The 12339-nt window shown below is 58.2% G+C and carries 11 protein-coding genes; 2 read left to right on the top strand and 9 right to left on the bottom strand.

The window, feature by feature from the left end; translation table 11 throughout:
• Nucleotides 1-77: 77 nt before the first annotated feature.
• Entirely contained in the window at nucleotides 78-1283 is a 1206-nt protein-coding gene (locus C1J02_RS15655) for an MFS transporter (RefSeq protein ID WP_114879415.1), read from the bottom strand.
• A gap of 100 nt (nucleotides 1284-1383) precedes the next feature.
• Here C1J02_RS15655 and C1J02_RS20950 point away from each other — a divergent pair, with 100 nt between their 5' ends.
• Nucleotides 1384-1527 (top strand): hypothetical protein, encoded by a 144-nt coding sequence (locus C1J02_RS20950; RefSeq protein WP_162798343.1) that lies wholly within the window; start codon nucleotides 1384-1386, stop codon nucleotides 1525-1527.
• Nucleotides 1528-1557: 30 nt separating this feature from the next.
• Here the strand turns inward: C1J02_RS20950 and C1J02_RS15660 are convergent, their stop codons facing one another.
• Nucleotides 1558-2595: a pyridoxal-phosphate dependent enzyme gene (locus C1J02_RS15660; RefSeq protein ID WP_114879416.1), complete on the bottom strand. Its 1038-nt coding sequence runs from the start codon at nucleotides 2593-2595 to the stop codon at nucleotides 1558-1560.
• A gap of 132 nt (nucleotides 2596-2727) precedes the next feature.
• Here C1J02_RS15660 and C1J02_RS15665 point away from each other — a divergent pair, with 132 nt between their 5' ends.
• On the top strand, nucleotides 2728-4281 hold the full coding sequence (locus C1J02_RS15665; RefSeq protein WP_162798344.1) for a trimethylamine methyltransferase family protein: 1554 nt from the start codon (nucleotides 2728-2730) through the stop codon (nucleotides 4279-4281).
• 65 nt (nucleotides 4282-4346) lie between these two features.
• On the opposite strand, the gene C1J02_RS15670 is transcribed toward C1J02_RS15665, so the two are convergent.
• From C1J02_RS15670 to C1J02_RS15705, 7 genes are all read right to left on the bottom strand, one after another.
• Nucleotides 4347-4919 (bottom strand): hypothetical protein, encoded by a 573-nt coding sequence (locus C1J02_RS15670; protein ID WP_114879417.1) that lies wholly within the window; start codon nucleotides 4917-4919, stop codon nucleotides 4347-4349.
• Entirely contained in the window at nucleotides 4919-7159 is a 2241-nt protein-coding gene (locus C1J02_RS15675) for a xanthine dehydrogenase family protein molybdopterin-binding subunit (RefSeq protein ID WP_114879418.1), read from the bottom strand. The genes C1J02_RS15670 and C1J02_RS15675 overlap by 1 nt, the downstream gene beginning before the upstream one ends.
• A 3-nt stretch (nucleotides 7160-7162) precedes the next feature.
• The gene (locus C1J02_RS15680; RefSeq protein ID WP_114879419.1) at nucleotides 7163-7621 is read right to left on the bottom strand and encodes a (2Fe-2S)-binding protein; all 459 of its coding nucleotides are present in this window, start codon (nucleotides 7619-7621) and stop codon (nucleotides 7163-7165) included.
• Nucleotides 7622-7982: 361 nt separating this feature from the next.
• The gene (locus tag C1J02_RS15690; protein WP_114880642.1) at nucleotides 7983-9095 is read right to left on the bottom strand and encodes an S-(hydroxymethyl)glutathione dehydrogenase/class III alcohol dehydrogenase; all 1113 of its coding nucleotides are present in this window, start codon (nucleotides 9093-9095) and stop codon (nucleotides 7983-7985) included.
• 82 nt (nucleotides 9096-9177) lie between these two features.
• A complete protein-coding gene (locus tag C1J02_RS15695) occupies nucleotides 9178-9477 on the bottom strand; it encodes a DUF4387 family protein (protein ID WP_114879420.1) in 300 nt (99 codons plus the stop codon).
• The gene (locus C1J02_RS15700; protein ID WP_254693122.1) at nucleotides 9474-10826 is read right to left on the bottom strand and encodes an acyclic terpene utilization AtuA family protein; all 1353 of its coding nucleotides are present in this window, start codon (nucleotides 10824-10826) and stop codon (nucleotides 9474-9476) included. Before C1J02_RS15700 ends, C1J02_RS15695 begins: the two co-directional genes overlap by 4 nt.
• Nucleotides 10827-10830: 4 nt before the next feature.
• The gene (locus tag C1J02_RS15705; protein ID WP_114879422.1) at nucleotides 10831-12336 is read right to left on the bottom strand and encodes a tripartite tricarboxylate transporter permease; all 1506 of its coding nucleotides are present in this window, start codon (nucleotides 12334-12336) and stop codon (nucleotides 10831-10833) included.
• Between the last annotated feature and the right edge of the window lie 3 nt (nucleotides 12337-12339).

Raw genomic sequence — 12339 nt, forward strand, 5'->3', positions numbered from 1 at the left:
TTTCTCGGATGAAAATAGCAGTTTTCACCGCCGACTAAAGGGCCTGATATGTTTGCATCCAAATGCCGCCACTTAAGTCAGGCAAACTTGGGTTTTTGGCTTTCTTGAATGGGCATGTGGATGATCGCGGCAAGAATCCCGAACACGACGGCAGCCCACCACATCGGCGTGTAACTTTGGTAGATATCAAAAATGCGTCCACCCAGCCATGCACCGGTAAAGCTGCCCACCTGATGGCTAAAGAAAACCAAGCCCGCCAACGTTGAAAGATATGTGAGCCCTTGCGTCTGGGCGACCAATCCCATCGTAAACGGAACTGTCGACAGCCACAGCAACCCCATGACAGCAGAGAAGACATAGATGGTGGTCGGCGACGCTGGAGTCAGAATAAAAACAACGATCACAATGGCCCGCGACAGATAGATGCCGGCCAACATGTTCTTTTTGGAATGATTTTGCCCACTCCACCCGGCCAAAAGCGACCCGGCTATGTTGAAAAGCCCGATCAGGGCAAGCGACCAGCCGCCCACAAGGATCGGTAAGCCCAGGTCCGCAATATACGCAGGCAGATGCGTGCCAATGAACGCCACATGAAATCCACAGACGAAAAAGCCAAAGAACAGACACAAATAGCTTCGGTCTTGGAACGCAGTTTTGATTGCACTTCCGAATGCGCCAACACCCTGCGACGACGCTGTCGGCATGGACACACGAGACACAAAGATCAGAAACGGCAGAATGGCAAGAAAACTGAGGCTGATGAGAATAATGGTCTGCTGCCAGCCAAAATAGTCGATCATCGCAGAGGTGGCTGGCGCTGCCGCGAACATCCCCAGAGACGCGGCAGCCGTCCCAAGCCCCATGACAAAGCTGCGCTGCCTCGCCGTCACGACCTTGCTTAATGCGGCGATCACCACCGGGAACGAACATGCGCCAGTGCCCATTCCGACAATGACGCCAGAAAATACAAATACCTGTGGAATCATGACTGATCCTCTGAGGTAAAAGCCAAGCGCCGCACATATCGCCCCAAATGCCAGAACGCGCGCAGTGCCGTATCTGTCCGCAGCCATGCCTGCAAAAGGTTGCGTAATGCCCCAGGCCAACGCCTGAATCGCGACGGACAGCGAAAAGACCTCCCTGCCCCATCCCAGTTCGGCTGACATCGGCCGCAGGAAAACCCCGAAGGTCGCGGAAAACCCAAAACCAAGGAATGCAATCATACAGCCAGCAAATATGGCGGCATTCAGCGTGGATTTGGAAAACTCAGTTGTCTCGTCCATTAGACCTTAATCCACATTAGAAATGGCAATGATGGATCATTGGGCAGCATGCAGTTGATAGCAAGTGCGGATGTGAAAACCCTTCGACGAGATCAGGACAATGTCGGACGGCCAACGCACTTTGCGGCTCTACGTCCACGTTTTCTGGGGCCTGCAGTATTATCTGGGCGACATGGCTGCGGTTCAGGGCGGCATGTCACCTGATGCTTTGGGTCTCTATCGGCCCAAGATAAGGTGGGGGTGACCCTATTGCCGCGAAATCCCGCCTTAGCGCTTATTCCGGCCCTTCGCTGAGCACGCAAAACACCACTGATGTGCCATCAAGTCCCAGTTCCGCGCGCTGTGTCTCGGACAGCGACAGCAGCCCTGCGATCCCCGCAGCACCAGATGGTGTTGAAGGCAACCCTGCAACCATCGCCGTGCCAGCCCCTGCCTGACCTTCACTTTCCGAGATCAACGCAAAGGCATCGGCATCCCGTGCCAGCCCTTTGAGCGCAATCAGGGACGGCATCTTGCAATCCAGACGGCCCATATCGCTGACCGGGCCGCTGCTTTCCACGGGGCACCCGGCGGCGACCGATCCGTGCAATGCCGGTGCGACCTCTGGCTCGACCACGATAATACGCGGCCCGTCCCCCCAGACCTTGCGCACCAGTGCGGCACAGGCACCGGCCAGACCGCCGACGCCCGCCTGCAGAAAAATATGGGTCGGGACCTGTGGCATCTGCGCAATCGCCTCGGCCATCAAGACCAGATAGCCTTCCATCAATCGGTGCGGGCGCGTGGTGTATCCGGGCCATGAGCTGTCTGACAAGAGCGCCCAACCCTGATCCTCCGCCGCCTGCATTGCGGCCGCCATCGACGCCTCATAGGTTGCGCCTTCGCGCACAACCGTGGCCCCCTGCTCTGCCAGACGCAGTGCAAAGGCCTCTGGTACCGTCTCAGCAATATACACAACCGACGAAGCACCGAACGCCGCAGCACCCGCAGCGACCGACATCCCGTGATTGCCCGCGCTGGCGGTCACATAAGTCTGCCCCCGTGCTTTTCCCTGCGATGCATCATGGGCAATGACATAGGCAGCACCCAGCGCCTTGAAGCTGCCAAGCCCCATGCGCCCGCGTTCATCTTTGACCCACACATGCGCCACACCCGCCTCAGTTGCAATTGCCTGTGCATCCACCAGCGGCGTTTCCGCCGCGACAGGGCAACGGGCGACCAAAGCCTGCGGGGCTGCGGTGTCAATCGACGGCAAAGGAATGTCATCCAATCCGGCAACAGGTACGGGGCGTTTTACATGTAAAATATCCATAGCTCACCCGACATCGCCCCGGCGCAACAGTCAACCCTTTCGCGGCACAATCGGCATAAAACACTTCGCCAGCAGACAAGCATCAGTGGCGCTGATCTGCAATAGTCCGGACACGTCTCAAAGGATCACATCATGTTGTCAGAAAATCCCGTCCGTGCCCGTTCAGGTGGCCGGGCCGCCCGTCGCGCCCTGCGTGCCGTGCCAAATGTCGAGATGTTGCCGGGGCTGCACAACAAGATCCCCACCTGCGAAATCATGACCGGATCACAGATCGAACGCATTGACGCGGCCTCTATGGACATACTCGAAAACACCGGCGTCGTGTTTCGTGATGACATCGCGCTGGCCGATTGGAAGCGCGCCGGGGCCAAGGTGAAAGGCGACAGGGTCTATCTGGACCGCGCGCTGGTGCGTGATTTGATTGCCACGATCCCGGCTGCCTTCACCTACCACGCCCGCGACCCTGAAAAAAACGTCGCCCTCGGCGGCAACAAATGCATCTTTGTCCCGATGACCGGGGCCCCCTATCTGCGTGATCTTGAGGATGTGCGCCGCAATCCCACGCTTGATGATCTGGCGATGTTCCACAAACTGGCCCAGATGATGCCGGCGCTACATTCATCAGCGCATCACATCGTGGAACCCTATGATCACCCGATCAGCCAACGCCATTTGCGCATCACCTACAGTTCGATGAAATATTCTGACAAGACTTTCATGGGCATGACCACCAGCCCGAAAAACGCCGAGGATGTGATCGAGATGTGCCAGATCCTGTTTGGGGCTGATTTCATTGACACGCATCCTGTGGTGACAGGCAATTGCAACGGCAACTCGCCACTGGTCTGGGACGAAACGATGCTGGGCGCAATGCGCGCGTTTAACAGGGCAAACCAGCCGGTGCTCTGCTCACCCTTCGTGTTGGGTGGGGCGAACACACCCGCATCTGTCGCGGCATCTGTGGCGCAGTTGAATGCAGAGGCCCTCAGCGCGCTGGCCTACACACAGGTTGTGCGCAAGGGCTGTCCTGCGATCTACGGCCATTACCTCAGCACGGTCAGCATGAAATCCGGCGCACCCATGGCTGGGACACCCGAAATATCGCTGATGAATTTCATGATTGGTCAGATGGCGCGGTTTTACGGCGTGCCTTGGCGCACCTCAAATACGCTGGGCGGGGCCAAGACATTTGACGCGCAAGCGGGTTATGAAAGTGCGACGACACTTTCTGCTGTCATGCATGCGGGGGCAAATTACATCTGGCATTCTGCGGGGTGGAATGAGGCCGGCATGCATTGCTCGGTGGCCAAATTCATGGTCGATGCCGAACAATGCGCCATGGCCTACCGCATGGCCCAGGGACCCAACTTTGATGACTTTGACGCGGCTTTGGCCACCATTCCCGATGTGGGGCCGGGCGGGCATTACCTGGGTCATCCGCATACCCAAGAGAACTTTCAAACGGCCTATTTCATGCCAGAGCTTTTCGACAACAATTCCATCGAACAATGGCAGGCAGATGGATCGGTCGAGATTACCGAACGTGCCCTGAAGCATGCCAGAAAGATGCTCAGCGAGTATCAGGAACCAACACTGGACGCGGCAAAGAACGAAGAACTGCTGGCCTACATTACCCGACGTGAAAGCGAAATCCCGGCCGCTGATGAATTGAACCAGAGCTTTTAACGCCCTTCTTCCCCCTTCACCCTTTTCTTAAATACCTTGCGCGGCATCAGCGGCACAGGGTGCCATCAGCCATCCAGGCAAGGCGTTCCTGCAGCCCCCCATACGTCCAGATCTTGCGCCAACTGCGTTGTGCTGCCGGGTGGCATTGAACGCCCTGCACCGGGCGCAAAACCCCAGTTTACGAATTTGGATGTCTTCACGTGGTCCATCAATTCAGCGATGCTATGGCCATCATTGGTATCGGGGTTGCGCATCTGTGCACAAATCTCGGCGCTGGTTTTATCCAGCCACGAAAATTCAGCAGGCGGCAACCGCCACGCTTCATCGATATGCGGCGGCGCGTGCGGTACTGTGTTTTCAGATGCGCTGGTGACATGACAGGTGCGGCACGGCACACTTTCGGCACCAATGCGGCTTTCGTCAGCGCGCACGTTCATCCCGTGCACCCTGTCCTCGCCATATCCCAACCCGTCCCACATCGGCGCGCCTTGTTCTCCCACATGGCAATTGGTGCAGCGCGGGTGGGACGCCACCGCAAACACACGGTCCCAGGCCGCCAGCCCTTCTTCACGGGTCACGGTCACGTCCTGCGCGGCCAGTGGCTGCGCGATAAACATCACGGCAATAAGCATCCGCATCAGACAAACCTCACTGATTTTGACAGCGGCAGTTCCCTGATCCGCTGACCCGTTGCGGCAAAGATCGCATTGGCCAGCGCCGGTGCCGCCGGAGGCACGCCGGGCTCTCCGATCCCCCTGATCTTGTCGCCGTTTTCCAGCCCCCGCACTTCAATCTCTGGCGTCTGATACAGGCGCATCCCCTCAAACGCATGGTAATTGTCCTGCTGGGCGACGCCCCCCTGATAGGTCAGTTCACAGTTCATCGCATGCCCCAACCCCCAGATCACACCACCGCTCACCTGCGCTTCAAAGTTCACCGGATCAATCACCCGGCCCACATCAGCGGCCACAAATACCTTGTCGATGCGAATGCCTTTATCGGTGTCTGTCACCTCAACCACCTGTGCCACTGGCACACCAAAGGCCAGTGTAAACGCCAGTCCACGCCCCCGGCGTGGTTCCAGCGCGCTGCCCCAACCGGACATCTCGCCAACCGCCTCAAGCACCTTTTTTGATGGTTCGTGGAAACATAAACGCAGCCGTTCGGCCAAAGGGTCAACACCCGCCGCATGGCACATCTCATCCATGAAACTCTCGTGCAGAAATCCATTGCCCGAGGCCCCGACCGATCGCCAGGACGAGATCGGCACCATCGCCGGCACCCGGTATCCGGTCACCCGGTAATTTGGAATGTCAAACGGCTGGTCCCAGGCACCTGCGACAATCGCCACGTCCGGCCCAATCGCGGGTTGACCGAGCCGGGCCAGAGACGATTCCGCCACAGAAGGCGCGGCAATGCGCAGATCAAAGGCGTCAACTGCGCCGTCCATCACTTTGCCGCGCCCGCGCGCGATGGCCAGAGGTCGGGGAAAATCGTGGGTGAAATCCTCTTCGCGGGTCCAGACCATCTTGATCGGTGTGTCGGGCAGTTGCATGGCGATCTCAACAGCCTGCAAAACATAATCATCTTCAAGCCGCCGCCCAAAGCTGCCGCCGGACATCAACACATGCACATGAACCGCGTCCGCCTCGAACCCTGCTAGTTTTGCCGCATTGTCCTGCATAAAACGCGGGATTTGCGTGCCGGTCCAAATGTCGAGCCGCCCGTCTGACAGGCGCACCAGCACTGACATTGGCTCCAGCGGCGCATGGGCCAGATAGGGTATGCGGTACTCGGCCTCAAAGACCTCGCCTTCGCCAAATGCCGCCTCAACGTCGCCCAGATCCTTGAACCGGCTGTCTTGGAAATCATCCATAAAAGAAGCTGCGACCGCTTCAAACTGTGCCTTTGTATCGCTGACATAGGGCGACGGGCCCCAATCGCATTCCACTGCCAGCGCTGCCTGGAACGCCCGCCACGTGTTATCAGCGACGACCGCGATACCACCTTTGATCGGCAAGATCGCCTGCACGCCGCGCATCTTGTCCGCGACGCTTGAATCAAAGCCCAGCATGCCGCCACCAATGGCCGGGTTTGTGCGCGTGGTTGCATAGACCATCCCATCCATCACCATATCAATGCCGTAGGTTTGCGTGCCCGTCGACTTGGCCAGAATATCCGTGCGCACCTGCGGCTTCCCCAGATATTTCCATGTCGCAGGATCGCGCAGCGTGACGTCCTGAACCGGCTCAATCTCTGCCGCGGTGGCAGCCAGATCGACATAGTCCAACCGTGTGCCATCAGGCAGAACCACAGCCCCCATGTCAGTCTTTAACTGCTCACGCGGCAAGCCGGTCTGCTCAACTGCCGCCGAAATCAACGTCTCGCGTGCCACCGCACCGGCGGTGCGCAATCTCTCATACATGTCGGGAACTGTTGAAGAGCCACCCGTTATCTGCAAACCCAAAAGCTTTCCCAGAACATCGGCCGCCCCGCGGCCAGTGCGCGCCAGAACCGTGTCAGATGTTGCCGCAATCGGCATGGCCTCGGCCCCGACAACCCCGTTGTAATACGCGGCACTTGGCGGGCCGGGATCAATGCGCACGGTTGCGAGGTCGACATCCATTTCCTCGGCAATCAGATGCGCCTGGATTGAATAGGCCCCCTGCCCCACATCAGCCCGCGGCGTGATCAATGTGACCCCCTGCGCGTCAATTTTGACAAACGGATTAAAGGTCGCCTCACCTGCTTTGACATCCGCCAGCAACGGGTTCGCGACGTCGCGCTTGTACATATAGGTGCCAAATGCCACACCGCCAAAAACAGCGGCAGACCCGACCAGAAAACTGCGCCGTGCGATGGTCTTGATGCGCCCCATACCTCAAACCCCCTGCAATTTGGCCGCAGCCGTCTTGACCGCTGCGCGAATACGCGGATAGGTCCCACAACGGCATAAATTTCCGCTCATCGCGGCATCAATCTGATCGTCGGTTGGGGCGGGGTTCAGGTCCAGAAAGGATGCCGCCTGCATGATCTGACCTGACTGACAGTATCCACATTGCGCAACCTGATGTTCCACCCATGCGGCCTGCACGATGTGCAGAGCCTCAGGCGTGCCCAGCCCTTCGATGGTGGTGACCTCACCGTCCAGATCACCCACAGCCAATTGGCACGAACGCACGGCAACCCCATCGACATGCACCGTACACGCCCCGCATTGCGCGATACCGCACCCATACTTTGGTCCGGTGATCCCGACGACATCCCGCAGCACCCAAAGCAGCGGCATGTCATCCTCGACATCAATCTTATGATCGGTTCCGTTGACAGTGATCTGCATGTGCGTGGCTCCGGTCAGTTGAACTATGGGTTGAAATTAGCGCACAACTTAAGACTGTAAAGACCAGATACCGGATGCAACACCTACCGTTGCGGCAGTTGGCCTAGCTCACTGCCTTTGCCGATCAGGTAAACCGCGCCCCCAATCAGCAATCCTCAAACCGGCGCGCTGATATCAAGAAGGCTGATCCCGGATGCAGTGGCCAACAAGGTGACAATCACGGCCTCGCGGTCTGCTGGCTGGGCAAACGCCGCTTTGGTCTATCCAGCCGGTACATTCACCAAAGATAGGCCCGCACGGCTGGCGAGCGCCACGACAAAACCCGTGGCGATATACGGGATCGGCGGCAACGCGGTGTGGCTCAGAATTCAACCACGGCGCGGATGCTCTTGCCCTGATGCATCAGATCAAAACCATGGTTGATCTCGTCCAGTGTCAGCTTGTGGGTAATCATCGGGTCGATCTCGATCTTGCCGTCCATGTACCAGTCGACAATCTTGGGCACATCGGTGCGTCCCTTGGCCCCACCAAACGCCGTCCCGCGCCAGACCCGGCCCGTGACAAGCTGGAAGGGCCGGGTGGAAATCTCGGCACCCGCAGGCGCAACACCGATGATGATGCTTTCGCCCCAGCCCTTGTGCGCGGCCTCCAAGGCTGTGCGCATCACCTGGGTATTACCGGTCGCATCAAAGGTGTAATCAGCACCGCCCTTGGTCAGGTCCACCAGATGCGCAACCAGATCGCCCTCGACGTTTTTCGGGTTCACAAAATCGGTCATGCCGAAATAGCGACCGACCTCCTCCTTGTCGTCGTTCAGATCAACACCGACCACCTGATCAGCCCCGGCCAGCCGCAGCCCCTGAATAACGTTCAGCCCGATGCCGCCGAGACCAAACACCACGCAGCGCGCGCCGATCTCGACCTTGGCTGTGTTGATTACCGCACCGATGCCCGTGGTCACGCCGCAACCGATATAGCAGATCTTGTCAAACGGCGCGTCCTTGCGCACCTTGGCCAGCGCAATTTCCGGAACAACCGTGTGATTGGCGAAGGTCGAGCACCCCATGTAATGGTGAATCGGGGTGCCATCCAGCATCGAAAATCGCGTAGTGCCGTCGGGCAAAAGGCCTTGGCCTTGGGTGATGCGGATCTTCTGGCACAGGTTGGTCTTGCCGCTCAGGCAATACTCGCATTCGCGGCACTCGGGCGTGTACAGCGGAATCACGTGATCGCCAGGTTCCAGCGTCGTAACGCCTTCGCCGACTTCCAGCACGACGCCAGCGCCCTCATGACCCAGAATGGCCGGGAATATCCCCTCCGGGTCGTCGCCCGAGCGGGTGAATTCGTCGGTGTGACACAGACCCGTGGCCTTGATCTCAACCAAAACCTCACCGCGCCTTGGCCCTTCAAGGTTCACGTCCATGATCTCAAGTGGTTGGCCTGCGGCAACGGCAACGGCGGCGCGGGTTTTCATCATGGCGGTATCCTTTGGTTGGGTATTTTCATCCGAAAAGGCCTGAGACGCTGCAACTTGTCAAGGCATGCGGGGCTGGTCCTCAGAGGTTCATTTCCGCGATCAGCGCTGCCCAGGATGCGCCGTGCATATCACGATCCTTGATTGATCCCTGGATCGTCGGGCGCGGCAGGCTGATCTTGATGACATTCAAGGAAGGAATATCAAAACGTTTGATATCCTGGGTATTGGCCCCCAACACTTGTGCAATTTTCTGCGTTTTGAGCTGACCCAGCACTTCTTGATATGCCGCTTCCGAGCCGCAAAAGATGTCGATTGTCAGCCAGAAAGGACCGGCATTCTTGGACCGTACCTTTTGCACAAGTGTGCCAAGCGTTTTCATACGTCGAGCACCTCAAGCGCAAAGGCCTGCATCGGGTCATCCAGCGTTAACACATGGTTGAGCGCAAATTCATAGGTCTGACCGCGCGGCATTTCGGCGGGTGAAAACAGAAAGGCAAAGGTCGGTTGTTCCTCATCGGCGGTCAGCGGATGATGCAGCATATAGGGGTTCAAAAGCTTGCCGATTTCCATCGACAGCGCATCCGTCGAGGCGGTCACAATCCCGACCACACCAATTTCTGTCGGCGTTGTCATGCGGCTTTCCAACGCACCAAAGCTGGCGGACTGGCCCATCAGACGCAGTTCAATGTTGAAATCCTGCACCGAAAGACCAAGCCGTTCACAGGTTTTTGCAGTGCATTTCGCCTCAATATCTGCGGCCCATTCTGCCGCATGTGCCACATATCGCGCATCGCGCAGGATCGCCATCAGCACGGTTTGAAACCCCGCCGGGCGCGCGCCTTCAAGCTTGACGGTATACTGATCCGAAGGGACCCATTTTGACCCGGTCACCCGGACACTGGTGTCATCCAGCGCCGTGTACTGCGCGTCTGTTACATCAAGATGCCCGCCCGGTTCAAACAGGATGAAAGGATCGGAATTCTCATAAAGCATATGCGCCGAGACCGTATGCGGGCTGGCGTGCGCGCCATCGGCCAGCGGCGTGACGGTGAAGCCCGCATCGTCGAAATCGACCAGGATCACACCCGATTGCGGATTGGTTGCACAAAGCGCACCACATTCACCGATCTTGGCACCGTGCCACGCGGCCCCGGCGTCACAGCCCTCCATCAAAGGCAAAGCAGCAATGATGGCAGTATCCGTGGTGCGACCCGCGATGATGATATCCGCATCTGTTTCAAGCGCTGCTGCGATCTGTTCGGCCCCGGCAAGAGCAACGATGTTGGAACACCTCACGATCGTTTGTTCGGAAATCTCGGGGGCGTTGGACAGTGGCGTAATCTGGCCCGCCGCCAGCGCGCGCACCATGTCGTCAGGATTTTGTTGTGAACGCAGCACCGCGATCTTAAGCGGCCTGCCCTGCTCTGCTGCGATCTCTCGGGTGATGTCCAACATCCAGTCGACTGCTGCGTCTGCACCGCATGTGCCCGCTGTGCCAATCACCAGAGGGCATCCCGCCTGCGCCCGCGCGTCCATCAAACCGGCCCATTCAACCTTGGTCGAAGCGCGGGCATATTTTGACACGCCCCGCCCCAGATAGGATGGTCCGCTATCAGTGGAGCCCCCATCAATCGCGATGATGTCGGGCCGCGCGTCGATCCCCCGTTGCAGGGCGACATTGTCATAATTGAGACCCAGCGCACCCGAAGGGATCAACACCCGCACCATCAGATCAATCCGTCACGGCCTGTGGTTTCCTGAGAATATTGCGCATGAACATCGGTGCCACAAATCCCGCGATTGCGAATATCCAAAGACCGATGGAGATCGGCGAGGACCACAGGAACATTGCATCCCCATCCGACAACACCATCGCGCGGCGCAGCGCATTTTCCATGTTGCCGCCCAGCAGAATGCCCAGGATCACCGGCACGGTTGGAATATCCAGCTTGCGCAGCACGTATCCAAGTGCCCCGAAACCAACCATCAGCAACAGGTCGAAATAGCTTCCTGAAAGCGAGTAGATGCCGACAAAGCTGATCATCGTCACACCCGGCAAAAGGACCCACGCAGGCACCATCAGGACTTTCACAAAGACCTTGACCATTGGCACGTTCATCAGCAGCAGCACCACGTTGGCAATCAACAGCGAGGCGATCAGCCCCCAAACGACCTCTGGATTATCGGTAAACAGGGTCGGCCCCGGCGTGATGTTCAGCGTCATCAAAAGCGCCAGCAACACGGCCGTTGTACCGGACCCCGGCACCCCCAAGGTCAGCATCGGTATCAGCGCACCACCCGCAGCGGCGTTATTGCCTGCCTCGGGTGCGGCAACACCTTTTGGCACGCCTGTCCCAAAACCACCCTTTTCACCGGCAATGGATTTTTCCGACATATAGGCCATGAACGACCCCAGCGATGCCCCCGCCCCCGGCAGAATACCCGCGATAAAGCCCACACCGGACGCCCGCAGCATCGTCCATTTGGTTTCCTTGATGTCCTTCCAGGGGATACCGACCTTGTCGAGCTTCACGCCAATGGAAGACCCCTTGCCGTGGCTTTCGATGAAAAAGAACACCTCAGCAATGGCAAAGAGGCCGACAATGGCCACCAGAAAATCAATTCCGTCCATCAGGTGCAGATTGCCTCCCGTCAGGCGCGGCATACCGGAATTATTATCGACACCGATCATGGCTATGCCAAGGCCAAGGCAGGATGCAATCGCCGACTTTGCCTGATTGTTTGACGCCATGCCGCCCAGCGTACAAAACGCCAGCAGGTAGAGCGCGAAATATTCAGCAGGGCCAAAGAAATATGCAACCCGAGCCAGCATCGGGGCCAGCAGCATCAAACCGACAGTCGCGAGAAACGCCCCCACAAATGACGCCACACCGGAAAGCACCAGCGCATCGCCGGCGCGTCCGGCCTTGGCCATCGGATAGCCATCAAGCGTGGTCATCAACGCCGGTTCATCACCGGGAATATTGAGCAGGATTGAACTGATCCGCCCGCCATACATCGCGCCGTAGTAGACGGATGTCATCAGGACCAGAGCCGATGTCGCATCAAGGCCCAGTGTAAAAGTAATCGGGATCAGGATCGCAACACCGTTTGAAGGCCCCAGCCCTGGCAAGGCCCCGATGATCGTACCCAGAAAACAGCCAACAATCGCCAGCATGAGAGTGAAGGGCGAAAGGGCGACACCAAAGCCCAGCGCGAGATTTGAAAAGAGTTCCATGGT

The sequence above is a fragment of the Sulfitobacter sp. SK011 genome (assembly GCF_003352065.1).
Lineage (GTDB): Bacteria > Pseudomonadota > Alphaproteobacteria > Rhodobacterales > Rhodobacteraceae > Sulfitobacter.